Origin of the sequence: Rhodococcus sp. B7740 (assembly GCF_000954115.1) — a bacterium.
In the GTDB taxonomy this organism is placed as follows: domain Bacteria; phylum Actinomycetota; class Actinomycetes; order Mycobacteriales; family Mycobacteriaceae; genus Rhodococcoides.
The window spans coordinates 3,486,154-3,511,790 of record NZ_CP010797.1; the positions used below are offsets into that span (position 1 = coordinate 3,486,154).

The window sequence follows — 25,637 nt, forward strand, 5'->3', positions numbered from 1 at the left end:
GTGTCGTGCACTTGTCGACCATCGGCCCCGGAGACCTCGATGCACACCCTCGTCGACCGCAGTCTTATCGTCGTCGGTACGGACGGCTCGACCACCGCACTCGGAGCCGTCCGGTGGGCGGCAGGCGAGGCAGCGGCGCGACAGGTCCCATTGAGAATCGTGCACGTGGCACCGCCGCACGATCCGGACCCGATGTTCGGAGCACCGGACCCCGAGCGCGACTTCGGCGGAGACGTTCTCCTGGATGCGTCGGCTGCCGCACTCGAGACCGCACGCGATTGCGTCATCGCGCCGCAGTACAGACGGGGCGATGTCCGCTCCGTACTGCGTCGTGAGGCGTCGGACTCCGGGCTGCTGGTGCTGGGATCGGTCGGACGGGACAGATTGGGTTCTCTCCTGCTCGGATGGACGGCGACGGAACTCGCCGTCACCGCTCCCTGCTCGGTCGTGTTCGTGACATCGCATCCGGACGTGACTGCACCGACGGCGTCCGTCGTATCGCGCGTGCGTCCGGTGCTGGCCGTTCTCGGCGGCGCGGAGGACACGTGGGGCGAGTGGGACATGATCGTCGCGGCGGCAGTTCGGGAGGCCCGCCTGCGTTGCACCACCGTCCTCCTCGCTTCCTCGGCAGACCCCCACGGCGGACGTACCGGACCCGACCTGTCGGAACGAATCGCCCAGTGGCACGAAGAGGGACCCGATGTCCGAATCGACTCGGTCAGCAGGAGAAGAAACCTGCCCGAATTTGCCTTGTCGCTGTCGCACGCAGCTCGATTGGTGGTCGTCGGCCCACCCGAACACGACCGAGTTCACCCACTCGGCACCATGGGTAGGACCGTCCACACCCTGCTGCACAGCTCCGGTCGGCCGGTGATGATCGTTCGCAACAGTCCGATCGGAGAGCCGAGGTCCGCCGCCGACGCATCGCCTTCCTCGCTGTCCGCAGGCCACACCGACTGACGATGCCGAGCGGATACGGGTTTAGGCTTGATCGCGACAGCAGCCCGGGACTCGAGGTTGCGAAACGACCAGCAGTTCAGGAGCGTCATGACGACCCCGCAGAATCCGTCGGAAGAGAAGAATTCGCCGAACGACCCCACTGCCGCCGAGGTCGACGTCAAGCCACGCAGTCGCGACGTCACCGACGGACTGGAGAAGACCGCCGCCCGCGGCATGCTCCGCGCCGTCGGAATGGGCGACGACGACTGGGGCAAGTCCCAGATCGGTGTCGCGTCCTCGTGGAACGAGATCACCCCGTGCAACCTCTCGCTCGAACGTCTGGCGAAGGCAGTCAAGAAGGGCGTCCACGCTGCCGGTGGCTACCCGCTGGAATTCGGCACCATTTCGGTGTCCGACGGAATCTCGATGGGACACGAGGGCATGCACTTCTCGTTGGTCTCACGTGAGGTGATCGCCGACAGCGTCGAAACCGTCATCAGCGCAGAACGTCTCGACGGTTCCGTCCTGCTCGCCGGTTGCGACAAGTCGCTGCCCGGAATGCTCATGGCCGCAGCACGTCTGGACCTGGCGAGCGTGTTCCTCTACGCAGGCTCCACATTGCCCGGCTTCGCCACGCTGTCCGACGGCAGCGAGCATCAGGTGACGATCATCGACGCCTTCGAGGCCGTGGGCGCGTGTTCGCGCGGACTGATGTCACGAGCCGACGTCGACACCATCGAACGCGCCATCTGCCCCGGCGAAGGTGCCTGCGGCGGAATGTACACCGCGAACACTATGGCCAGCGCAGCCGAAGCGATGGGAATGTCGTTGCCCGGCAGTGCATCTCCCCCGGCTCCCGATCGTCGACGCGACGGATTCGCACACGCCAGCGGCGAGGCCGTCGTCGATCTTCTGCGACGCGGTATTCGCACCAGCGACATCCTCACCAAGGAAGCCTTCGAGAACGCCATCGCCGTCGTCATGGCATTCGGCGGCTCGACCAACGCGGTGCTGCACCTGCTCGCGATCGCCCACGAGGCGCAGGTGGATCTGACCCTCGCCGATTTCACCCGCGTCGGCGCGAAGGTGCCGCACCTGGCCGACGTCAAGCCCTTCGGCAAGCACGTCATGACCGACGTCGACGCGATCGGCGGAGTTCCCGTGGTCATGAAGGCTCTGCTCGACGCCGGCCTGATGCACGGCGACTGCATGACGGTCACCGGAAAGACCTTGGCGCAGAACCTCGCTCACATCGCACCCCCGGACCCCGACGGCAAGGTACTGCGCGCACTCGACAAGCCGATCCACCCGACGGGCGGCATCACCATCCTCGAAGGATCGCTCGCCCCCGGCGGGGCCGTGGTCAAGTCCGCAGGCTTCGACTCCGACGTCTTCGTCGGCACCGCACGAGTTTTCGAGCGTGAACGCGCGGCCATGGACGCCCTCGAAGACGGCACCATCGCAGCGGGCGACGTCGTGGTCATCCGCTACGAGGGACCCAAGGGTGGGCCGGGGATGCGCGAGATGCTCGCGATCACCGGAGCCATCAAGGGTGCCGGACTCGGCAAGGACGTCCTGCTGCTCACCGACGGCCGATTCTCGGGCGGCACCACGGGCCTGTGCGTCGGACACGTGGCACCCGAGGCAGTCGACGGCGGTCCCATCGCCTTCGTCCGCGACGGTGACCAGATCCGACTCGACGTGGGCAAGGGCACCCTCGACCTGCTCGTCGACGCAGCCGAATTGGACACCCGCGCACAGGGCTGGGCACCACTGCCGCCCCGCTACACCCGAGGAGTACTGGCCAAGTACTCCAAGCTGGTGGGTTCGGCATCGAACGGTGCGGTGCTGATCTAGCACTCACCCCCTGACCCCCCGTTTGCGTCAATGGACCACTGCATACGTCTGAAGAGTGCAAGGGTCCATTGACGCAGCGATGCGCCGAGTGTCAATGGACCACTGCATACGTCTGAGGAGTGCAAGGGTCCATTGACGCAAACGGGGCGGGCGGGCGGACAGTGAAGAGCTACAGCGGCATTGCCCACATGGAGCTCGAGCGTTCCTTGAATGCGGTGCAGTTCGCTTGTTGTCTGCTGGCCCGTTGGTAGAAGGTCTGCAGCGGCGAGGTCGGTTCGACCGGCTCCGGTGCGGGTGCAACCGGAAGGTCGCTCAGTTCGAGCGCAGCGTCGAGAGCTTCCTCGGCCTCGACGCGTCGGGTGCGCGCCAGGTTGGACAGGGCGAGCTGGTGGATCGTCACGCGGTCACCGGACTTGCTGTCCACCGTGGCCTGCCGGGCGACGGAGGCGTCGAGTTCGTACACCTTCGAGGCCAGCTGATAGATGCTGGGACGCTCGAGCTCGGCGTCCACCAGAGCCGGCTCGGCCACGATGCGCGTAGCCGGCGGTGCGGTCTCCTCGGCGATTCGCAATGCGTGTCGTGCACCGGATTTCTGGGGCTTGGCCGACGGCCGCTCGAGGAGTTGTTCGAGCTCGGCGACCTCTCGATCTGCTGCCGGATCCTTGGCCGGCGGTGCGACGAAGGGGACGATTGGCTCGAACGCGATCTTCTCCGACGACGCCGTCGCAGTCTTGGCCGGGATGAGCAGCGCCACGATCACGGTGCCGACACCGAACATCACGGCGGCAACGACACTCGTGTGCACCACCGCGTCACCGAACGCCGCAACGGCATTGGCTTCGAGATTGTCGGCGAACCCGCTGAGGAATGCATTCTGGTCGCGGATGACGTCGGAGACGATCACCGCACCGGCCAGCGAATCCTGAGACGCGGCAAGCCCTTCCGCCGCCTGCCCGGTGTACTGTCCGTTCGGTTGCTTGCCGGGGAAGGTCTGCAGAAACCCTTCGATTCCCTGACGGTAGGACGCGGCGAGCACCGATCCGAGCACAGCGATGCCGAGCGATCCACCGAGTTCGAGGGCGGTGTCGTTGAGGCCGCCGCCGACCCCGAGCTTGCTGTCCGGGAACTCGCCCATGATGGAGTCGGTGCAGGGCGAGACGGACAGGCCGATTGCGAGACCGAGCAGCGTCAGTACGGGAAGGAAGTCGGAGTACGTCGCCGTCGCGTCGATCCCGATGAGCGAGACGACCGATAGCGTTCCCACGACCATGCCTGCGGTGACGGTGATGCGGGGTCCCAGTTTCGGCGTGAGCCACATCGTGATTCCGGATCCGACGAAGACTGCCCCGGCCAAAGGCAGGAGGTGAATGCCGGTGGACACCGGACCGAAACCAAGTGCGAACTGGAGGTATTGCGCGACGAAGTAGATGGCACCGAAGGTGACGAGGAAGAAGATCAGCACCGCCAGGGTGGCTCCGCTGAGGACGCGGGACGAGAACATTCGGACGTCGAGCAACGGATTGGGATGGCGCAGTTCCCATCCCACGAAGCCCAGGACCGACAGCAGCCCGACGAGCGCGAAGTACAACGGCCCGACCGTCCAGCCGAAGTGCATCCCCTCGATGATGGCGTACACGATGGTCGACACGGCCAGCACTGACAGCAGACCACCGATCCAGTCGATCGCACCCGGGTCGACGGCCCGTGACGGCGGGACCAGTACGACGGCTCCGACGATGGCGGCCAACGCGATCGGAACATTGATCAGGAACGTCGAATGCCAGGTGTAGCTCTCGAGAAGCCAGCCCGCCAACAGCGGCCCTGCCGCGATCGCGAGTCCCGAGGTGGCCGCCCACACGGTGACCGCGGTGGCGCGCTCCCGCTTCGGGAAGGTCGCCACCAGCAACGACAGTGTGGCGGGCATGACGATGGCAGCGGCCACACCCATGACGATGCGGGCCAGGATCACCCCGAGGGTGGCATCGGTGAGCGCCCCGGCCACCGAACCGGCGACGAAGATGATGAGACCGATGATCAGAGCGCCACGGCGGCTGTAGCGATCTCCGATCACACCGCACAGCAACATCAACGACGCGTAGGGGACGGTGTAGCCGTCGATCACCCACTGCAGGTCGCTGCTCGTCAGGCTCAGGTCGAGTGTCATCGCCGGTGCGGCGACCAGCAGTGACGTGTTGGCCATGACCACGATCAGCAGGCTCAGGCACAGCACCACCAGCGCCGACCAGCGTCGCGGGTACGGCTTGTGCATGTCTTGGACAGGCGTCATCGCAAGCAGTGTCATCGTGTGTTCCCCCCCGTTGGCAAAGTGCGAGACACACCTTGCACAGTGCTGTGCAGCTTAGGAAGCATCGGCTAGGATCGGCAATCTTTTGTGGCGGCAGCCACACTGGCCGCCCGCGATCGTGCTAGATGTTGTCCTGTGCGCAAGACGACGGAGTCGAGTTCGATTGCACGGGACGCAGCAGCGCCGCCCGTGCAACGCCGTGACGCCCGATCCAACCGAGCGCGAATTCTGCACGTTGCGCAAGGGGTCCTGGCAGACAATCCCGATGCGACCATCAACGATGTCGCCGCTGCTGCAGGAGTGGTCCGGCGAACCGTGTACGCCCACTTCGCCTCTCGCGAAGCTCTGATCGACGGTATCGCCCTGGAGGCAGCGGACAGCATCTCGGCCGCACTCGGCCGGGTTCCCGCCGCGGACGAATCGGCCGTCACGGTGTTCGTCCGGCAGACACTCGCTCTGACACGCGTCGGCGATCAGTACCGACTGCTACTCGCCGTTGCGCGAACAGATCTGGGACACAACAGTATTCACGATCTCCTCGGACCGATGCGAGAATCGGCCGCCGCCGTCATCCGGCGCGGCCAGCGCGAGGGTGTGTTCTCCTCGTATCTCGCCGCAGAAGTACTGATCCTCAACATCGAGGCGATCGCACTGTCGATCCTCGATGCCACCAACGCCGGTGCGATCGGCGACCCGGCGGGAGCGACGACGACGTCGAGCCTGGTGCTGCTGGGAATCGCGCCGGACGACGCCGAACGCATCGTCGCCGACATTCGGTCGTCCGACTCGTCGGCCCGCGCCCGCTGAGAGCCTCACCTACCCCGCGAACGGCGAAGGCCCCGTTCGCGCAACACATCGCGCGAACGGGGCCTTCGGTCGAAACCAGGTGGAGCTAGGGAGCCGGGACGAACCCTGCGCCGAGTCCGTTGCCCTGATCGACGTTGCGAAGGATCGCGTCGAAGTTGGTGCCGACCTCGGGTCCGAAGCACGCCAGGCCGAGGTAGGCGTTGACCATGCCGACGAGGGTGTTGCCGACGACGACCGGGCTGCCCGAGTCACCTTCGACGACGCACAGCTGAGCCCAGGTCTCCTGCGACTGCAGAATGTCGCCGTACGCGAGTCCGCAGGTGTTGCCGGTGGTACGGCCTTCCTTGCAGACGATGTTCGGGAACGCCGTCGGCGGGCCGACCTGAGAGATGGTCACATTGCCGACGCGGTTGATCGGTGCGACCTTGTCACGCTGGAATTCGATGAGGGCGTAGTCGTATTCCGGGTTCGAGAACGCGATGCGGCCGACCTCGCCGAGGGAGGTGTCGTATTCGGGAACGATGGAGGCACCCGCCTGGCCGCAGTGGCCGGCGGTGAAGCCGACCAGGTTTCCGTTGCGGTCGTTTCCGATCGTCGTCAGCGTGCACTCGGCCTGGCCTCCGACGATGATTCCCGAGCCGCCGCCGAGAGCAGCTGGAGCGGCCGCGGATGCGGTCCCCACGCCGACGCTGGCTACGATTGCAGCCGCCCCCACGACGACGAGCATGAATTTCTTGAACATGTACTCCCTCTCAGCGGTGTCGGCAGAACCCTAGCAACAACAGGTGTACGAACACGAGTGAGTCGTTCATACGTCCTGCTCGAGGGCGGCAAGCGTCGTGCGCGCCTCTTCGAGTTGCCGGCTCAGTTCTGCAACGCGCCGTGCGGCCTCCTCGCGCGCGTGGGAGATGACTGCCTCGACTGCGTCGCGTGCCGTGGGATCGCCCAACTCCCGAACAGCGCGGCTCACCGACTCCGGGCTCACCGGTTGCGCTTTGGTGGGCCGCTTCGCACCCTGGGTCACCGTGACCGACCAATCGTTGTCGGCGCCGGCATGAATGGTGACGCTGATTCCGCCCGGTGCCTTCTTGACTCGACGGGGAGAAGAACTCTGCGGTGACGCAGTCTTCGGTTGTTCCACCGCCGTGGGCTGTACCGGTTCTGCCTTGGGCGCTACCGCCGCGGGCGCGGGTTGCGGCTCGGCTCTTCTCACCGGCGGAGCCGCCGAGGTCTTCTTGGCAGGTACGCGCTTGGCCGGCGCAGGCGGAGTTGCCGCGTTGCGGGTGATGCGCAGTTCCTCGGCTTCGTAGGGCAATTCGTCGTTGACGCCCTTCGGGCTGATCGTGACCGTGTTGCCGTCGATCGACACGACCTTCGCCGAGGTGCCGTCGGGCAGCCCGAGGCTCGGGTTCGGTTCACGGAGATAGACGGTGGCACGACGCCCCTCGGCCAGCGCCGCCGCCAGTGTCGTCAGATTCTCGGGGGTCAACGAATCGTTCACGGCGCGCCCACGGGGTGGCATTCGACTACCGACCTTTCTCGAAAGTGTTTGCGAATACTGTCGCACAGATGCAGGTGAGATGCGGCCGGGCAGCGCAGAGCGCGTCGGATCGACGCATCGAGAGGCAATTTGTCTGTTAATCCAAGTAACTGTAACCACAAGTAACTGTTACTTGGATTAACACTTAGATTGAGGGTGACCGAGAAGGTCGATGACTCTGACCCTATACGACAGCCGTCACGCGCGCCGCCCGAGCCCACTCCAGGTGTCGTCGACCCTCACCGAGTACCGGCCGGTAGCTGCCCGACTCTCGGGGAGTTCGGCATCCGGGAACCACCCTCGCCGAACCACCCTCGCGCGCGGTTTCTGCCGCGTAGCCTGGCGGCGTGCCTTCTTGCGGAGGTGCGGAACAGGAGTCTCGATGTACCACCTCGACGCGGACGAACAGTCGCTCAGCGACGGTCCGCACGTGTATTTGCTCGACGCCAAATCCACCCTCGAGGTGCAGGCTCTGAATCAGTGGATCGACGCCACCACACCGGACGGCGAGCCCCGTCCGCCCTCGGTTGTGCTCTCGGGTGAGGCGAGAACGTCACTGTCGGACAGTGTTCGCGGGTACGCCGACGATCCGCTGCTCATCCCGCTGCGGGTCACGTTGTCCGATCGCAAGAACGGCATTCTGCACCGCATCTTCGCGCCCCGTGGTCGGTCCAAGCCCACCCAGGTATGGCAGCGATGGGTGGCAGGCGACGACCCCGACCACTCCGCGGTGCTGGTCGGGGAACCCGCGACACTCAGTGATCTGCGAGAGCGGTTCGAACGCGGTGGCGGCACGTCCCTGTCGTCGTTCATTCTGCGTCAGGCCAGTCTGGCATTGGACAAGGCCGAGCGCGGCGTCATCGGCTCCGAGTACAAGATCCCGCGCTTCGTCGTCGAGGACATGACGGAGCAGAAGAAGTTCCGCGACGGGATCACCGAGCTCGCGGAAGAGGTCGGCCAGGATCGCGAGGCCGTCGACAAGCGCGTCCAGGACATCCTGGGCGAGATGGTGGCAACCGAGACCCGTCGTGCAGTCGAGATGTGGGGAACCCTCGGGGCGTACTTCTCGCGGGCGTACAAGGTGGACGTGGACCGCGATCAACTGCAGAAGGTGCGCGAGCTCAACAAGAACTATCCGTTGGTGTTCCTTCCCAACCACCGTTCCTATCTCGACCCGCTCGTGCTGCGTCCGGCGCTGCTGGCCGAAGGTCTGCCGCTCAACCACGTCATGGGCGGCATCAACGTCGGCTTCTGGCCGCTGGGTCCGATCGCCAAACGCAGTGGCGTGGTGCTCATCCAGCGGAAATTCTCGGACGCGATCTACAAGTGGACGCTGCGCCAGTACATGAGCTTCCTGCTGAGCAAGCGGTTCAACCTCGAGTGGTACATCGAAGGCGGCCGCAGCCGCACCGGAAAACTCCGCCCGCCGCGGTTCGGGTTGTTGACCTATCTGGTCGACGCACTCGAGACCAGCGATGCCGAGGACGTCTACCTGGTTCCGACGTCGATCACCTACGACCGCCTCCACGAGGTCGGTGCGATGGCCGAGGAGTCGCACGGAGCGAAGAAGCAGGCCGAGGGTATTCGCATGGCCATCGGCTACATCCGGGCGCAGGGCACGTTGCGCGGCAACGTGTACCTGAACTTCGGTGAGCCGATGTCGGTGGCGTCGATCGTCGCCGACAATCCCGACAAGCGGGTGGCGGTGCAGAAGATCGCGCTCGGCGTCTCCCACGCGATCAACGACGCGACTCCGGTGACGCCGGCGGCGTTGGTCACCATGGCCCTGCTCGGCATCGAGGATCGCGCTCTCAACGTCAACGAGATGTGGGCGATCATCGCCCCGCTCGCGCGCTACATCAAACGCCGCAACCTGCCCACCGCGGGCGGCGTGGACATCGCCGACGTCGATGTCGTGCGCTCGGCCGTCATCGCACAGGTCAACGCCAACGTCGTCAAGCGTTTCGACGACGGCCCCGAGCCGCTGTTCTACCTGGCCCAGGACAAGCATCTGGTGGCAGCGTTCTTCCGCAACAACGCCATCCACTTCTTCGTCATGCGCGCCATCGGCGAGTTGGTGGTGCTCCCGACCAGCGGCGACTCGACGCCGTTGACCCAGGAATCTCTGTGGCAGTCGGCGCTGCAGTTGAGAGATCTGCTCAAGTTCGAGTTCTTCTTCGGCGACAAGAAGGACTTCGGCGAACGGCTCGAATCCGAGGTCGATCTCATCGATCCGGACTGGCGCACCCACATCAGCGACCCCGATTACGCTGCGCGACAACTTCAGTCGCAGGATCTGCATCTGGCGCACCGCGTGTTGCAGCCGATCTTCGAGGCCTACCAGGTGGTTGCCGATCAGCTGATGTTGCTGCCCCAGAGCGGTGAGTTCGACAAGCCGAAGTTCATCACCGAATGCCTCGGTGCTGCTCAGGCCAGACGGCTTCGTCAGCAGCTCGATCACAGCGAGTCGATCTCCGGCGAATTGTTCGACACTGCACTGCAATTGGCGGAGAATCGCGACCTGGTCGATTCGAGCGCAGACGGTATCGCCCGCCGCCGCAGGGCATTCGCGCTCGAGATCGACGAGTGGGCACGCAAGGTGCGCACGATCCGCGACATGGCGCACCGCATGCTGCGCGAGGTGGATCCGATCTCGGCCCCCGAGGAGAACAATTCATGACCGAATTCGACGATCGACTCATCGCGATCGCCGCCGCTCCACCCGGCCGAGACACCGTGGCATTCTTCGATCTCGACGGCACTCTGATCAACGGGTTCTCGGCCCGCGCAGTGTTTCTCGAACGACTCAAGACCCTGGACGTGACGGTCAAGGAACTGTGGGAGATATCGAGCGCCGTCGTCGAGATGCGGATGCGTAACTCTCCGGTCGACAACCTGATGGGCAAGGCAGTCCGCGGCCTCGAGGGCCGTCGGGAAGAAGACCTGATGGAGCAGGCGTACACGCTGTTCCGCAACGAGATCGCGCCGATGATCTACCCACAGGCCCGCGCGCTCGTCGAAGCTCATCGCCATGCCGGGCACCGATTGGTGATGGCCACCTCGGCCACGCCGTATCAGGCTCTGCCCGTGCAGCAGGACATGATGTTCGAGACTCTGCTCTGCACCACTCCGGTGGTCACCGACGGGATACTCACCGGCGAACTGGTCGGCGATTCGTTGTGGGGCCCGCGCAAGGCACAGGCCGCGATCGACTACGCCGAGCGGGAGGGCATCGCACTGGCCGGCTGCTTCGCCTACTCCAACGGCGGCGAGGACGTGCCGCTGCTCGAGGCCGTCGGGCGACCCGTCGCTCTCAATCCGGACCCGGAACTACAGCGGTACGCGGCGAAGAAGAAATGGCCGTCGCTGACGCTGGAGAGCCCCAAACGCGGCACCGACCTCACCTCGGCCGTACGCAGCACCGCCGCTCTCGGTTCGGTGCTGGCCAGCGCATCGATCGGACTGGGACTGGGACTGCTGACGCGCAGCCGCCGCAACGGAGCGAACATCACCAGCACCATCGCGCCGGACATCGCGTTGACCATCGCCGGCGTCAAGCTCGACGTGACCGGCACCGAGAACGCGTGGTCGGCACGCCCGGCGGTCTTCATGTTCAACCACCAGAGCACCGCCGACTCGATCATCGTCACCTCCATTCTCCGACGCGACATCACCGCGGTCGCCAAGCGAGAACTCGAACGCGACCCACGATTCGCACTGCTGGGCAGGATCTTCGACGTCGCCTACGTCGACCGCGGCGATCCCGCTCAGGCCCGCGAGGCGATGCGCCCGGCCATCGAGAAGCTGCACAGCGGCATCTCGGTCGCCATCGCGCCCGAGGGCACGCGGATGCCGACGTCGCGTCTCGGCCGATTCAAGAAGGGCGGATTTCACCTGGCGATGCAGGCTGGAGTGCCCATCGTTCCGATCGTCATCCACAATGCGGGCGACGTGATGTGGAAAAAGGATTTCACCGTCCATTCCGGTACCGTCAAGGTCACCGTCGGCGAGCCCATTCCCACCACGGACTGGGAACCCGAGAAGATCGACTCGTACGTCGACGATGTCCGATCCTATTTCGACAGAACGTTGGGATATGCCTGAGAACCAGATCAACTCGGTGGTGCAAGCGGAGATCGAACGCAATCTCCTGGGGGGCACGCCGAAGTACAACCGTTCCGACATCGTCAGCAAGTCGGGGCTGCCGCTCGAGCGGGTCATCGCACTGTGGATCGGCATGGGCTTTCCCATCCACACCGACACCGAGGCCGTCGTCTACACCGACGCAGACCTCGAGGCACTGAAGCTGATCACCGGACTCACCGAACAGAAGGTCATCAAGCCCGAGATGGAAGTCGCGATTGCGCGCACTCTCGGCCAGTCGATGTCCAGGCTCGCCGAATGGCAAGTGGGCGTGGTGAACTCTCACATCCTCGAGCGCATCACCAGTAACGACGAGGACAAGAACGACATCGACGCCATCCGGCGCAACGCCAGGGACATCGCGGCCGAGACTGTGCCCACCCTCGAAGCGCTCCAGGGTTACACCTGGCGTCGGCATCTGGCCGCAGCAGCGGGACGGTCCATCGCCGCTCCCGACGACGCCACCGACAGCCCCGTCATGGCCGTCGGCTTCGCGGACATGGTCGGCTACACCAGCCTGACGCGTCGACTCGACATCGGCGAACTGACGACACTGCTCGAGGAGTTCGAGTCGCTCGCCACCAATATCATTGCGCGCGGACGTGGTTCGGTGATCAAGAACGTCGGCGACGAAGTGATGTTCAGCGCACAGACGCCCGAGGACGCCGCGCACATCGCCCTCGACCTGCAGGACGCGTTCGCCGAGCAGGAAGACATGCCGGATCTGCGCGTCGGGTTGGCCTGGGGACCGGTTCTCGCCCGCTACGGCGACCTGTACGGCTCCGTGGTCAACATCGCTGCGCGCCTGACCAGTTCGGCCAATCCCGGAACGACTCTCGTCGACACAGTCATGACCGAAGAGCTGCGCCACGATTCCGAGTTCTACCTCAAATCGATTCGCTCACTACGGGTCAAGGGGTTCCACAAGCTCAAGCCCCACGGACTCAGGCGCAACAAGCGCAACGGTCAGCGCAGCGAGGAATAGAACTCGAGGTGTCGACGCGCGGCCTCGTCCCATGTCAGGCTGCGCGCCAGCGTCAGACCGGGTGACGGGTCCTGCGGGGTCGCGAGCGCACGTTCCAGTTCGGCCGCCATGGTCGCTGCCGTGGACGCGTAGGTAACACTGTCCCCGAACACTTCCCGCAAGACCGGCAGATCTCGCGCGACGACGGGAGTCGACGCCGCGAGAGCCTCCATGGCCGCCAGCCCGAAACCCTCCTTGGTGGAGAAGAACGGCAGCACAGCGGCCTGCGCCACGAGGTGCGGCAACTCGTCGTCGTCGACGGTACCGAGTATCACCGGCTCGATACCGAGTTCTGCTGCGCGCCGGTCGAACTCGGAACGGTAGTCGCGGTAGTCGAACAGCGTCTCGCCGCCGGCGAAGACCAGGCGCAGATCGTGCGCAGCAAGCCGGGCGAAGGCGTCGAGCAGATCGAGACTGCCCTTGCGTGGTTCTATACCCCCGACTGCGAGCACGTAGCGGCCGAGCTTCTCGCGCCAGTGCGATCGACCCGATTGCGCAGCCGCAGTGAACCTCTCGGCGTCGACGCCGTTGGGTATGACCGTAGGCTCGAATCCCCATCCGCGGCGAACATCGCTCGCTACTGCCGCCGACACACAGATACGCGCATACGGCGCTGTGATCGCGCGTTCGTGGCATGCGGCCAGCTCGGGCGTGGTGAACTCGTCCAGGTGATGGATGGTCCTGATGCAGCGGCCGACGGCATTGGCGGAAATGCAGTCCTGCGCGTGGACGATGTCGTAGTCGTTCGGTGTGAACGCCTGCCGCAGAACATCTATCGACCGCAGAATTCGTTCTCCGACGTTCTCTTCGTCCCGGTGCTCGAACGGGACCATTCTGATGTCGACGGCGGGGTCGACGGCACGGAAGAACGTGCTGTCGCCGCCGCGACCGAGAGACCACACCGAGACGTCCTGACCGGCGCGCGCCAGTGCCTCCGCCAACGCCAGCGTGTGCACCACTCCGCCGCGCGGCTTGGACGAGTACGTCAACAGGCTGATCTTCACTGGCCCGGCTTCTCCTGCAACAGATTCGGATAGGCATCCACCCGGCGTTCCGCCAGGTGATGCAGTCCCCGGCGGGCTCGGTCGACCTCGGCGTCGACATCGATCTCGTGCACCGCGAGCCCGCCCTTGGACCAGGTCCGCGCCAGTACGTCGCCACCGGGACCGACGATCTTCGCCTGACCCAGAAAGCGGAGGGACCCCATCACCCCGGTCTGATTGGACGAGACCAGCACCACCTGGTTCTCGGCCGCTCGGGCTGCGTCGTACAGATCGAACAGTCGGGACTGTCGATCGTTCGGCAGCGAGGACGCCCGATCTGTGACGCTGGCGGGCCACGCCGACAGCGCCGCAATGATTCTCGCTCCGTCGAGCGCCAACGTCCGCGCCGACTCCGGGAACGTCTTGTCGTAGTCGATCAGCATCCCCATCCGCCCCACCGGGGTATCGAAGGCCTCGAAGTGGTCACCGGCCGCGTAGGCGAGCGACTCCCCGAGCGGCTGATGCACCTTGCGGTGACTACCCAGAATGCCGTCTCCCGTCAGACAAGCGGCAGCGTTGTACCGCAACCCTTTCGACAGCTCGGTGTACCCGATGCAGATCGTCATGTCTCCGGCCGCGGCGATGATGGCGGCCAATTCCGGACCGTCGGGATCGAGGGTGGGCGGCAGTTCCGCGGGATCCGGATTGCTCAGGCTGTTGATGTAGCCCCCGAGGGACGCGTCGGGCAGCACCAGGAGATCGATGCCTTCTCGAGCCGCACTGGAGATGATCGTGGTGATCTTCAGTACGGCCCGGTCGACATCTCTCCCGAAATGTGCTGCCAGCGCGCCGATCTTGATAGGAGCCAACGGGGCTCAGACCATCTGGCTCTGCGGCTGCACTGAGCTTCGGGACTGTGCTGCACTGATCTCGAGACCGATCTGGTCGGCGAGGAACTGCGCGTCCCGGGCCACCGAGGCGAAGCGTCCCGAACCCCAGGTGTGCTGCCACGGCAGGCCGAGGAAGTACAGGCCCGGCACCGAGGTGACGCCCCGGTTGTGCGTCGGGTGCCCCTCACCGTCGAAGGTACCGACCTTCAGCCACCGGTAGTCGGTGCGAAAGCCGACCGACCAGACGACGGCCTTGATCTCGGTGGCGGCGAGGTCGAGTTCGGTGGTCTCGGTCTCCGGCCGCCACACCGGCACGTAGCGATCCTCGGTGGGGGCGCTGATTCCCTCGCGCTCGATGTAGGCGTCGATGTTGTCCTTGATGCTTTCGGCCACCCGATCCGCGGCATCGAGAGATGCCTCCAGGGTGGGTGCGAACTGCAGAACACCGTCCTCGACGCCGAGCAATCGGCCGTAGAGCTGCATCCCCTCGGTGGCGAATGCGCGCAGGTCGATGTCTCGACCACCGTCACGACCGGTGACGTAGTGGTTGGTGTTCTCGCGTTTGCCGACGCCACCGGGTTGATCTTCGATGGAGACATCGTAGACCCCCATGTCGTGCAACCAGGCGACACAGTCGCGGCCGCGATAGAAGCGTGCGACGCGGGGAGCGGTGCCGGCCACCAGATGAACACGTCGGCCGTCGAGGTGCAGGTCCTCGGCGATCTGAGCACCGGACTGTCCGGTGCCGACCACCAGCACGTCGCCGTCCGGGAACTGGTGGGATCCTCGGTATTCGGACGAGTGGATCTGGACGATGTCACGCGGTAGCTTCTCGGCGAACCGCGGGATGGTGGGGATGTGGTACCCGCCGACGGCGACGACGATCTGGTCGGCATGCATGGGGCCGTCGGACGTCTGCAGGTCGAAGCCGCCATCCAGGCCCTGCAGAGCTCGGTGGACAGAAACATGTTCTCGTACAGGCGCATCGAAGCTCTCGGCGTAACGGCGCACGAAGGCGTACACCTCGTCGCGCTGCATGAATCCGTCGGGATCGTCACCGTCGTAGGAGTATCCGGGGAGTGCGCACTGCCAGTTCGGCGTGACGAGAGTGAAGTTGTCCCAGCGCGAGTCCTTCCACTCGTGCGCGATCGTGTCGCGCTCCAACACGATATGTTCGATGCCACGCTGCGTCAGATGCCAGCTGATCGACAGGCCGGCCTGTCCGCCGCCGACGACGATCACTCGGTAATGCTCGACGATGTCTCCGGTCACAGCAGTTCAGCTCCCGACATACTCAGTACGCGAACGGCACCGGCCTCGTACGAGGTACTGACACCGTGGATCTCTTCCATCTGCTGCGCGGCCGAGGTGCACCGCATGCCGAACTTGGCGAGAACTCGATCGCTGGCGATCGTCAACGCCTCCGACGTCCGCTGTACGAACTCCGCCACCGGGTACTCCTGCCCGGGTGTCAGATAGTCGTGCATCACCAGAGACGGTGAATAGCAGGACTGTTCGCGACCATCGGGCCATCGGACGAGGAACGACATCTCAGGCATGGATCGGCTCCTTCGTGATGGTCCGATACACCGACGGGCGGCGATCACGAAGGTTGTACATGCCGCCGCCACGTGCCGCGCCGATGAGTGCTGCGACGTCGACGGTGGCCGTGGCCAAGCCCGGTTCGACGCCCGTTCCGGCGAGGATCTCTCCGCCGGGTCCGACGATCTTCGCGCTGCAGACGAATCGAAGCGATCCGAAGGTGCCTGCCTGATTGGCTGCGACCCAGACGATCTGGTTCTCGAGAGCGCGGGCTCGGTCGTAGATGTCGAACCGCTTTTTCCACCGGTCCTCTTCCATGTTCTCGACTGTCGCGGTGCGGGCCGTCGGCCAGGCGGAGATGGACGCGACGATCTCGGCTCCGTCGAGCGCGAGTTCCCGTGCTGCCTCGGGGAATCCCTTGTCGTAGCAGATCTGCATGCCCATGCGGCCGATCGGAGTGTCGAAGGCGGAGTAGCTGTCTCCCGCGTCGTAGCAGAGGTTTTCACCCAGCGGCTGATGCACCTTGCGGTAGGAACCCAGAATGCCGCTGCCGTCGACCGTCACGGCGGCGTTGTAGCGGGTATCGCCGTCCTTCTCGCAGAAGCCGAACGTGATGACGGTATCGCCCGCCATGTCGATGACCCGCCTGATCTCGGGTCCGTCGAGTTCGAGGGCCGGGGGAAGTGCTTTCAGTCGACGCTGTCGCGATTCCTCGGTCTCGTCGCCGCCACCGAGGCTCGGCAGGTAGCCGCCGAGGCAGGCCTCGGGTAGGACGAGCAGTTGGCTGCCGCGGTTGCGTGATTCCTCGAGCAGGGCGGCGATGGTGGCGTAACCCTGTTCCATGTCGCGACCGAACTCGGCTGCGGCGACAGAAATGGTGACGGGCTTCGGGTGGGTGGTCATGCTTCTCCCAATCCGGTCACGGTGGACGTGACCGCGCGAGTGGTGATTCCGTCGGGCCATCGCAGCGCGACGCCCGGAATGTCGGTGAGCTCTCCGCAGACTGCGGACAGGGCAGGTCCCGACGGTGCAGTGGGTGCACCGGGACGGTTCGCGGTGATCATCGCGAACCCTGGAAAACACGTGATCCATTCACCCATCGACGCTGCGTCGGGCTTCGGTATCGAGGCGATGTCGAGTACGGCACCGGTTCCGCTCGCCTCGGCGAGCATTCCGGTGGTGCCGGCCAGGCCCGCCATCGAGACGTCCTTGGCGGCCTTGGGTGCGGTGCGGGCAACGAACGACGCCATTTCTGTCAATTCGTCGGAGTTCCGGCGAGAAGACGAATCCCATTGCTGCCCATGGTATCCGCGCCTCCACTCGCCCTCGACGTCTGCGGTGAGCGTCAACCGATCGCCGACGCTGCCGCCGCCGGCACGCACCGGTCGAGAGGTCCGCCCGAGTGCGGTGACCGACAGCGATGACGGCACCCCGGCCTGAGTGTGGCCGCCGAGTACCGGAACCTGCCATGCCGCAGAGGCATTGGCGAGACCACGGATGATGCGGGTCAGCCGACTCTGGGTGGGGGCTCCGACGGAATCGAGCATTCCGACAGCGCGCGCACCCATCGCCGACAGGTCGTTCAGATTGACCAGCGCCGCGCACCAGCCGGCCCACTCCGGATCACGATCGACCATGGAAGGGATGATGGCATCGCACGCGGCGATCATGTCGCTACCTGGTACCGGAACGCCGTCGTCGCCGCGAAAACCTCTGGCTCCAAGCCCGAGTGGCTGCGCCTTCAGAGGTGCGAGCACCCCGGCCAGCACTGCCTTGGTCGACGAGACGAGCCGTTCGATGCGGTCGATCGGCCAGTACATCGCAACGTGCGGCGTGTTGGCCACCTCGACGTCGCCGCGGCGAATCCACCCGAGGCGGGTGAACAGTTGCTCGTTGCGCTTCTGCACCGTCGCGTCGAAGCGAAGTACGCCTCGACTCTCCGCATGGGCGCAGGCTGCCCGAACCAGGGCGGGCCCGACGCCGGACGTACGCGCCGCGGCGGAGACCACGAGGCGACTCCCGGCCCACCACCCCAGATCCGTTGCGGTACAGGGTGCCAGCCGCACTCCGCCGAGCACCGTACCGTCCCGAGCGGTGGCGACCAGAACGACTGCGCGGGGATCGTCGTCGACGTCGTCGTGATCGGTGCCGGCGAACAGGCCCTGCTCGGCAACGAAGGTCGCTCTCCTGAGGGCACGATAGGCGTCCAACTGTGCTGCGCTTTCGCACGGTTGGATGATGAACCTCGGCTCGACGACAGTGGTTGCAGTACCGGACAATCCGGCAAGGTCGCCCGCTTCTACGACACCGAACATGTCAGCCTCCCGCGTTCTGCAGAACGCTGCACGCACCGCATGCCGCGCAGCCTGCCTTCTGATCGGATCCGAGCATCGCCGCGGCCTGGAGTTCCTTGGCGACGCGTCGGGTGATGTTTTCGAGGACGTCCCGGTCGGGGGCACTCGCTCGGTCCACGTCCACCGCCAACGTTCCGGCGAGCGGACGGAAAGGAACGACGAAGGGGTAGACACCCATGTCGATGAGTTCCGCTGCCCCGGCCACCAATTCGTCCGGATCCTCGCCGAGCCCCACCAGAATGTACGTCGAGACCTGGTTGCGTCCGAAGACACGAACCGCTTCTCTCCACGCAGCGCGGTACTCGTCCATCGAGACCGATGCCTTGCCCGGCATCCACCGGCGTCGAACGTCGTCGTCGAGGGATTCGACGTGGATGCCGATGGATTCGGCACCGGCGTCGTACAGATCCTGAATTGTCGAGAGGTCGCCGGGAGGTTCGCACTGCACCTGGATCGGCAGCTGCGGAACCACAGCCTTGATGGCTCGCACGCATCGAGCCAGGTGACGGGCACCGCGGTCCTTGGCGGCCGAGGTGCCCGTCGTCATGACCATCTGCGTGACGCCGTCGAGGCGCACCGCAGCCTCGGCCACCTCGGCGAGCTGGGCCGGGGTCTTGACGGCGATCGTGTCGCCGGCGTCGAGCGAGGCTTCGATGGAACAGAAGCGGCAGCGTTGATCGGCGTCGTAGCGGATGCAGGTCTGCACCACGGTCGTAGCGAGAACACTGGTGCCGTGCAGCTTCGCGATCTTCTCGTAGGCGATACCGTCGGCGGTTTCCAGGTCGTAGAACTGCGGGCGGTCGACGGCCTGCACGTCGAGCCCGATGTCGTTGCCGTCGAACAGCACTCGACCCTCTTCGAGAACGTACGGACTGAGCGGATTGCGCGGGATGGCTGCGCCGAGGCCATCGATCGTGACATGCCCGTCGTCGCTCGGCCCGGCGCCTGCCGTTCTCGAGACCGGCGTGGATCCTCGGATACCGAGCAACGCCAGATCTACACGCGTACTGACCGACACGGTGCGCTCCTAGACCATGTAGGTCGAGTTGATGATGGCACCCTTGCGCGCGTAGTGGATCAGCGCGTCCTGCACGTCCAGGGGGTGGGCCGGGATGACGCCCTCGATCAGGTCCTCTTCGCGACCGCCGTGCAGGGCCAGTCCGAAGCGGCAGCAGAACACGGTGCCACCCTCGGCGATGAAGGTCGCGAGCGAATCGTTGATGTTCTGCTCGCCCGGGAACCCGGAGTCACCGGTGGTGGGAAAGCCGCGAGTGGCAAGGCAATTGATGGCACCGGGACCGTAGAAGTACATGGCCGACTCGAAGCCCTTGCGCAGAGCGCGGGTCGCCTGGAGTACCGCGACGAACGACACCGAGGACTCGTGCGCGATGCCGTGCACCAGCGTGAAGTAGCTCTCGCCGTTCTCGGCCTTGTAATCGGGGAAGATCTTGGTGGAGCCGTAGATGTTGCTGCCCTTGGGAAGTGAAGGGTGCGGAATCTCTTCGAGGGACTTCTTGATGTTCTCGGCGATGGACTGGTCGAGATCTGACACTGGTGTCTCCTGAGGTTCGCGGAACTGGCTGAATGCAGTGGGCAACTACTCGAGATGCGGTGGACACCGATGGCCACCTGAGGAAGAGAGGTCATGTCCGGCGAGAGAGCGGATCCTCTGCGGCCGTGGAACAAGTACAAGCCCCATCCATTTCCGATTGGTCACACCCGGAACAACGCCGTGTTTCGAGGGCCTCACAGTGTTGACGTGGCGTTACGCGGATAGTGTGGAGGCTGCATCACCCATCCACCACGAACTTGACGAGGAACTCGATGATCGGCGCCGTCACCGGCTTGTTGTATGCGTTGTCCCTGGTCGTCGGTGTCTGGGTGCTCGCGAAGCTCGTCATGAACCGACCGGTTCTGCTGAAGAACAAGTCCGATCGCGCACTGTTCTGGACCATCGCGGCCACCGAGGCCGTCGTCGCGCTGCAGGCCGTCATCGGGTTCGTCATGATGTTCACCTCGGACCGCGAGATACACCGGCTGACATTCGGGTCCTACCTCGTCGGGCTGCTGTTCCTTCTCCCACTCGGCACGTGGTGGTCTCTGGGCGACCGCTCCCGCGGCGGCACTGCCGTACTCCTCGTTGCCGTCCTCACCCTCGCGGCCATGGTGCTGCGCCTGAGCCAGATTTGGGCCGGATATGCCTGACAACCTCCAGCAAGCGACGCGCACCGGATTCGGGCGCTTCCTCATCGCCGTCTACGCCGTGTTCGCCGTCGCCGCGACATCACGCTCGATCGTGCAACTCACCACGCGATTCGACGACGCACCGGTGGCGTACCTGCTCTCGGCGTTCGCTGCTGTGGTCTACATCGTCGCCACGGTAGGACTGGCCCGAGCAACAGAAGCGTCTCGACGAGTGGTGACGGTCTCCTGCATCATCGAACTCGTCGGAGTCATCGGCATCGGCACGCTCAGCTACATTCAGCCCCAGGACTTCCCGGAGCCGACGGTGTGGTCGCACTTCGGGTCCGGATACGTCTTCATCCCGGTGGTGCTCCCCATCGCGGGACTGTGGTGGTTGCGAAAGACCCGACAGCTCTAGGGGTCTGTTCTGAATTTCGCCCAATTGGCGTAAGTCTCAATACTCGACATCCCGTGCCACTGACGTCGACAACTGATCTGGATGCAGTCTGGCCATGAAGGCGAGTCCTCCGATCATCGCGGCCGACCTCTCGCTTTCGATCTCCACTCAGGGCTCCCGCGACGATCGGTCTCGCCGTCGACGACATGGCGAACGGGCGAGTCGGCCATTTACGATGCAGGAGGCCGGCCGATGGGTACAAGTTGATGCACTGCTGTCCGTCGACATCGGTTGGGAAGTCGAGATATTCGACGCGTTGCTCGTGACCGGAACCTGAGCCACGGCGACCATCATCCTGAAACGCGCGCGGCCGCACCTATCACACACCACTGACAGGTTTTCGATCACGAATAGCCAAGTAGCGCAATAGTTTTCGATTCAACGAAGGTTGTCAGTCGAACGCACGTTCGATACACTTGCTCCCATGACCGCAGCGATCTGGCAACTGAGCGAGAGCGAACTCCTCGCCGACGCCGCCGCGGTCTCCCACCAGATCCAACTGCTCGAAGCCCGGCGCATCGCCCTCGTCGCAGAGATCGACACCCGCGTGAGCCGGGAGAAACTCGGCTTCCCCGGCCCCGCCGGCTGGCTGACCTCCACCACCCTGCTCTCGCCCACCAAAGCGAACAAGATCGTCGCCCTCGCCCGCGGACTGAAGAACTTCCCCGACATCGCCGACGCCGTGAACGCCGGCGTCATGACCATCGACCACGCCGCCTTGATCCTCACCTTCGCCGAAACCCCACCCAAGAACCTGCCGCAAGAAGGCCAGGACATCGCCCGTAAGGCGATGATCACCGCCGCCACCGGGACCGGAGCCCGCACCGGCCGCATCCGCGAAGCGATCACCAAACTCCACGACACCTACGGCGGCAAGACACCACCCGCCGACGACACCGACCGCAACGAACTCTTCGCCTCCAGAACCCTCAACGGGCGACTGTCGCTGAAAGGTGACTTCGACGCAATCACCGGAGAAAAACTCCTCACCGCACTCTCCCCGCTGACCGAACCCCGCCCCGACCCCAACGGCACCCAAGACGATCGCAGCCCCGCCCGGCGCAGAGCCGACGCCTTCGGACACATCCTCGACCGATACCTCGCCTCGAGTGATCGACCCATCGAAGGCGGCGAACGCCCGCACCTGAACCTGCACATCACCCTGCGCGATCTCACCGACCTCCGCGACAATGCCGACAGTGCTGACGTCGATGACATCGCCGACGACGAAACCACCCGCGCGGCAGCCGAATCCGACACAGATCCAGTTACCGCCGACCGCGGCGCATACCGGGACCTGTTCGGCGACGGCACCACCGTCGGGTGGCTACCGTGGATGGGACCGCTCTCGCGCAACACCTCCCGGCAACTCGCCTGCGACTGTCTTCTCACCGCCATCGTCATGGACGAGCACGGTTCCCCGATCAACCTTGCTCGCACCGCACGCACCGTCACCGCCAAACAACGCAAAGCCCTCATCGCGAGAGACCACACCTGCGCTTTTCCCGGCTGCGGCAAACCCGCCGCCTGGACAGAGGCGCATCACATCCGGCACTGGGCCGACGGTGGCCCCACCGACATGAACAACCTCGTCCTCCTGTGCGGATTCCACCACCGACTCCTCCACCACAGTGACTGGGAAGTGTTCATCGGCACCGACAACCACCCATGGTTCATCCCACCGGCCACCGTCGACCCGTACCGACAACCCAGACCATCCCACGCCCGAGCAGGCCCCCACATCGCCTGAGCCTTCCCACTCGAACCGCAAAAACAATCCAGCCCCGCACCGAGAACACGGTGCGGGGCTGGAAGAGGTTGTTGTGCAGCTAGTTCGACGACAATCCGTCAGCTCAACGCCGCCAGGTTCGCAACGGATTTCTTCACATCGGTATCGAGTGCTCGCGCCACCACCGATCCCACCGGACCGAACAGCACACCCCCGCCGAACTTCGCATCGAGCGTCAGCTCCGATCCACCCTCGGCCTCACGTACATGGACCGTCAGAGAGATTCGCACTCCACCCTTACCTCGGCCGGACATCTCGATCAGCTTGGGTTCGTCGTACTCCGTGAAGGTCCAGTTGATCGTGTTCTTGAAGCCCTTCACCTTCACCAGCGACTCCACTTCGGTGCCCTTGCCGACCTTCTTTGGCGGTGGGCTGCACCATCCACCGTGGATGGTCATCCACTCGTCGAACCGATCGAGTGCGGAAGCTTTGTCCCACGCACCCTGCGGATTCTCGGGCATCTGTACTGAGACACTGATCGTCGCCATAAGAAAAGAGCCTGTCACAACTCCCCCGCATCTTCAGACGGCGGCCGTTAACCTGAGACGATGGCCACCCTCGAGATCGATGGTCGCAAGGTCTCCGTCACCAACCTCGACAAAGTGCTGTTCCCCGAAACGGGGACCACCAAGGGCAACATCATCGAGTACTACGTTGCCATCGCGCCTGCGATGCTTCCTCACCTCGTGGGCCGAGCGGTGACCCGTAAGCGTTGGCCCAACGGCGTGGACCAGTCGTCGTTCTTCGAGAAGAACCTCGCCGCCTCCGCACCCGACTGGCTCGATCGGCGTTCGATGCAGCATTCCGACCGCGTCGTCACCTACCCATTGTTCTCCACTGCAGCCGATCTGGCCTGGCTCGGTCAACAGGCGGCCATCGAAGCGCACGTGCCGCAGTGGCGGTTCGACGGCACCGAAGCCGGACCTGCCACCCGCATGGTCTTCGACCTCGATCCCGGCGACGACGTGGATCTCGCGCGATGCGCCGAAGTAGCCTGCGAGATAAGGGATCTGATCGGCGATATCGGGATGACCGCATATCCGGTAACCAGCGGCAGCAAGGGAATCCACCTGTACGTGCCGCTCGAGAAACCGCTGTCGACCTCCGGCGCGTCCACGGTCGCCAAACGTGTTGCCACGCTGCTCGAAGAGCGCTCGCCGGACCGGGTCACGGCCACGATGGCAAAGGCGAAGCGAACCGGGAGGGTATTCGTGGACTGGAGCCAGAACAACGGCAAGAAGACCACGGTCGCCCCGTACTCTCTCCGTGGACGAGCGCTCCCCACGGTCGCGGCACCACGCACCTGGGACGAGCTGGAAGCATCGGGGCTGCAACAGCTTCGATTCGAAGAGGTCCTCGAGCGATTCCAGGACCTCGGCGATCTTCTCGCAGAGCTGGACCCCACCGTCGACTCGGCACCCGAAAGTAGTTCTGCCACGGACAAACTCGTCAAGTACCGCAGCATGCGTAGCGCCGACAAGACCCCCGAACCGATACCGACCGCCACCGAACCGCAGGGCAACAACGACACGTTCGTGATCCAGGAACACCATGCCCGACGGCTGCACTACGACTTCCGACTCGAGCACGACGGCGTCCTGGTCTCGTGGGCCGTCCCGAAGAACATCCCGGTGGACCCGAAGCAGAACCGGCTGGCGGTACACACCGAGGACCACCCACTCGAATACGCGTCGTTCTCCGGTCGGATACCCAAGGGCGAGTACGGCGGCGGCGACGTCTCGATCTGGGACAGCGGAACCTACGAACTCGAGAAATGGCGAGAGGACGAGGTCATCGTCGTTCTGCACGGAAAGAAGGCGACCGGGCGCTTCGCCCTGATCCGCACCAAGGGCAATCAGTGGCTCATGCATCTGATGAAGGACGCACCCGACAAGCCCGAGCCGAAGAACATCTCGCCGATGCTCGCCACCGCGGGCGACATCCTCGATCTCCCGGACGACGAGTGGTCGTTCGAGGGCAAGTGGGACGGGTTCCGCATCATCGCAGAACTGACGCACGGTTCGATGACGCTGCGCACGCGAAGCGGTAACGACTACACCAAAAAGTTCGGCGCACTCCAATCTTTCGCGGATGACCTGGCCGAGCACGACGCCATCGTCGACGGAGAAGTCGTGGTATTCGACGACGACGGGGTCAGTAGCTTCGAGAAACTGCAGAACGCCACCCGTGACCAGATCCGATTCATCGCGTTCGATCTGCTTCACCTCGACGGCACGTCACTGCTGCGCAAGAAGTACTCGGATCGACGACGGTTGCTCGAACTACTGACCACCGGACTCGACTCGGTGCTGGTGCCACCGCGGCTGACGGGGACCGCTGCGGACGCCATCGCCGAAAGCAGAGAACGAGGCTGGGAAGGCGTCGTCGCCAAACGAACCGACTCCGTCTATCAACCCGGCAAGCGCGCCCACACCTGGATCAAGCACAAGAACCGGCGGACTCAGGAGATCGTGATCGGCGGGTGGCGTCGGGGGCAGGGTCGTCGTTCCGGTGGGTTCGGCTCACTCCTGATGGGCATTCCCGACGGGGACGGATTGCGATACGTAGGGCGCGTCGGAACCGGGTTCGACGACCGTGCGCTCGACACGCTCGCTGCCCTCCTCGCGCCACTCGAGGCGTCGGACAGTCCCTTCTCCTCGGTGCTGCCCGCGGCCGATCGGAACGGAGCGGTGTGGGTCGAGCCGGTGCTCGTCGGCGAGGTGCGGTACTACGAGGCCACGGAATCCGGCCATCTGCGGCATCCGAGCTGGCGCGGTCTCCGCCCGGACAAGGAACCGAAGGCAGTGCATCGGGAATGACGAG

22 protein-coding genes are annotated in these 25,637 nt (G+C 64.8%); 10 read left to right on the plus strand and 12 right to left on the minus strand.

Translation table 11 applies throughout. The annotated features are described in order from the left end of the window. Positions 1-39: 39 nt before the first annotated feature. Positions 40-960: a universal stress protein gene (locus NY08_RS16035; RefSeq protein ID WP_144407383.1), complete on the plus strand. Its 921-nt coding sequence runs from the start codon at positions 40-42 to the stop codon at positions 958-960. 87 nt (positions 961-1,047) lie between these two features. Beyond that, positions 1,048-2,796 carry a dihydroxy-acid dehydratase gene (ilvD, locus tag NY08_RS16040; protein ID WP_082073842.1) on the plus strand — a complete coding sequence of 583 codons (1,749 nt, stop codon included), beginning with the start codon at positions 1,048-1,050 and terminating at the stop codon, positions 2,794-2,796. Between the two features lie 169 nt (positions 2,797-2,965). Here the strand turns inward: ilvD and NY08_RS16045 are convergent, their stop codons facing one another. Beyond that, a complete protein-coding gene (locus NY08_RS16045) occupies positions 2,966-5,098 on the minus strand; it encodes an MFS transporter (protein ID WP_045197460.1) in 2,133 nt (710 codons plus the stop codon). Between the two features lie 138 nt (positions 5,099-5,236). On the opposite strand from NY08_RS16045, the gene NY08_RS16050 reads away from it, so the two are divergent. Further along, complete coding sequence (locus NY08_RS16050) at positions 5,237-5,908, plus strand: TetR/AcrR family transcriptional regulator (protein WP_052049897.1); 672 nt, start codon at positions 5,237-5,239, stop codon at positions 5,906-5,908. Between the two features lie 85 nt (positions 5,909-5,993). Here the strand turns inward: NY08_RS16050 and NY08_RS16055 are convergent, their stop codons facing one another. Together NY08_RS16055 and NY08_RS16060 are read right to left on the minus strand one after the other, a co-directional pair. Then, a complete protein-coding gene (locus NY08_RS16055; protein WP_045197462.1) occupies positions 5,994-6,650 on the minus strand; it encodes a hypothetical protein in 657 nt (218 codons plus the stop codon). 66 nt (positions 6,651-6,716) lie between these two features. Beyond that, positions 6,717-7,430, minus strand: coding sequence for a DUF6319 family protein (locus tag NY08_RS16060; RefSeq protein ID WP_045197463.1), 714 nt, complete (start codon positions 7,428-7,430; stop codon positions 6,717-6,719). Positions 7,431-7,830: 400 nt separating this feature from the next. On the opposite strand from NY08_RS16060, the gene NY08_RS16065 reads away from it, so the two are divergent. The 3 genes from NY08_RS16065 to NY08_RS16075 are packed head-to-tail and all read left to right on the plus strand — an operon-like array spanning position 7,831 to position 12,576. Beyond that, positions 7,831-10,128: a glycerol-3-phosphate 1-O-acyltransferase gene (locus tag NY08_RS16065; protein WP_045197464.1), complete on the plus strand. Its 2,298-nt coding sequence runs from the start codon at positions 7,831-7,833 to the stop codon at positions 10,126-10,128. Continuing rightward, complete coding sequence (locus tag NY08_RS16070; RefSeq protein WP_032396772.1) at positions 10,125-11,552, plus strand: HAD-IB family hydrolase; 1,428 nt, start codon at positions 10,125-10,127, stop codon at positions 11,550-11,552. The genes NY08_RS16065 and NY08_RS16070 overlap by 4 nt, the downstream gene beginning before the upstream one ends. After that, on the plus strand, positions 11,545-12,576 hold the full coding sequence (locus NY08_RS16075) for an adenylate/guanylate cyclase domain-containing protein (RefSeq protein WP_032396773.1): 1,032 nt from the start codon (positions 11,545-11,547) through the stop codon (positions 12,574-12,576). Before NY08_RS16070 ends, NY08_RS16075 begins: the two co-directional genes overlap by 8 nt. Here NY08_RS16075 and NY08_RS16080 read toward each other — a convergent pair. From NY08_RS16080 to NY08_RS16115, 8 genes are read right to left on the minus strand one after another with little or no spacing between them, the layout of a single operon-like run. Further along, positions 12,558-13,619, minus strand: coding sequence for an MSMEG_0565 family glycosyltransferase (locus tag NY08_RS16080; RefSeq protein WP_045197466.1), 1,062 nt, complete (start codon positions 13,617-13,619; stop codon positions 12,558-12,560). The genes NY08_RS16075 and NY08_RS16080 overlap by 19 nt on opposite strands. Next, positions 13,616-14,467, minus strand: a complete 852-nt coding sequence (locus NY08_RS16085) for a carbon-nitrogen hydrolase family protein (protein ID WP_032396775.1) — start codon at positions 14,465-14,467, stop codon at positions 13,616-13,618. The genes NY08_RS16080 and NY08_RS16085 overlap by 4 nt, the downstream gene beginning before the upstream one ends. A gap of 6 nt (positions 14,468-14,473) precedes the next feature. Beyond that, complete coding sequence (locus NY08_RS16090; protein WP_045200582.1) at positions 14,474-15,748, minus strand: MSMEG_0569 family flavin-dependent oxidoreductase; 1,275 nt, start codon at positions 15,746-15,748, stop codon at positions 14,474-14,476. An 8-nt stretch (positions 15,749-15,756) separates the two neighbouring features. Then, the gene (locus NY08_RS16095; RefSeq protein WP_032396776.1) at positions 15,757-16,047 is read right to left on the minus strand and encodes an MSMEG_0570 family nitrogen starvation response protein; all 291 of its coding nucleotides are present in this window, start codon (positions 16,045-16,047) and stop codon (positions 15,757-15,759) included. Next, complete coding sequence (locus NY08_RS16100) at positions 16,040-16,933, minus strand: carbon-nitrogen hydrolase family protein (protein WP_045197468.1); 894 nt, start codon at positions 16,931-16,933, stop codon at positions 16,040-16,042. The genes NY08_RS16095 and NY08_RS16100 overlap by 8 nt, the downstream gene beginning before the upstream one ends. Continuing rightward, a complete protein-coding gene (locus NY08_RS16105) occupies positions 16,930-18,345 on the minus strand; it encodes an MSMEG_0567/sll0787 family protein (RefSeq protein ID WP_045200583.1) in 1,416 nt (471 codons plus the stop codon). The genes NY08_RS16100 and NY08_RS16105 overlap by 4 nt, the downstream gene beginning before the upstream one ends. 1 nt (position 18,346) lies before the next feature. Continuing rightward, complete coding sequence (locus tag NY08_RS16110; RefSeq protein WP_045197470.1) at positions 18,347-19,402, minus strand: MSMEG_0568 family radical SAM protein; 1,056 nt, start codon at positions 19,400-19,402, stop codon at positions 18,347-18,349. A gap of 9 nt (positions 19,403-19,411) precedes the next feature. Then, positions 19,412-19,936 (minus strand): MSMEG_0572/Sll0783 family nitrogen starvation response protein, encoded by a 525-nt coding sequence (locus tag NY08_RS16115; protein ID WP_027495238.1) that lies wholly within the window; start codon positions 19,934-19,936, stop codon positions 19,412-19,414. A 272-nt stretch (positions 19,937-20,208) separates the two neighbouring features. Here NY08_RS16115 and NY08_RS16120 point away from each other — a divergent pair, with 272 nt between their 5' ends. The 3 genes from NY08_RS16120 (at position 20,209) to NY08_RS16130 (ending at position 22,775) form a co-directional block, all read left to right on the plus strand. Then, the gene (locus NY08_RS16120) at positions 20,209-20,589 is read left to right on the plus strand and encodes a hypothetical protein (RefSeq protein ID WP_045197472.1); all 381 of its coding nucleotides are present in this window, start codon (positions 20,209-20,211) and stop codon (positions 20,587-20,589) included. Continuing rightward, the gene (locus NY08_RS16125; RefSeq protein WP_032396780.1) at positions 20,582-20,986 is read left to right on the plus strand and encodes a hypothetical protein; all 405 of its coding nucleotides are present in this window, start codon (positions 20,582-20,584) and stop codon (positions 20,984-20,986) included. Before NY08_RS16120 ends, NY08_RS16125 begins: the two co-directional genes overlap by 8 nt. A gap of 463 nt (positions 20,987-21,449) precedes the next feature. Further along, complete coding sequence (locus tag NY08_RS16130; protein ID WP_045197474.1) at positions 21,450-22,775, plus strand: HNH endonuclease signature motif containing protein; 1,326 nt, start codon at positions 21,450-21,452, stop codon at positions 22,773-22,775. A 98-nt stretch (positions 22,776-22,873) separates the two neighbouring features. Here NY08_RS16130 and NY08_RS16135 read toward each other — a convergent pair whose 3' ends face one another. Beyond that, positions 22,874-23,302, minus strand: coding sequence for a type II toxin-antitoxin system Rv0910 family toxin (locus NY08_RS16135; RefSeq protein WP_032396781.1), 429 nt, complete (start codon positions 23,300-23,302; stop codon positions 22,874-22,876). 60 nt (positions 23,303-23,362) lie between these two features. On the opposite strand from NY08_RS16135, the gene NY08_RS16140 reads away from it, so the two are divergent. After that, entirely contained in the window at positions 23,363-25,633 is a 2,271-nt protein-coding gene (locus NY08_RS16140; RefSeq protein WP_045197476.1) for an ATP-dependent DNA ligase, read from the plus strand. The last annotated feature ends 4 nt before the right edge of the window (positions 25,634-25,637 follow it).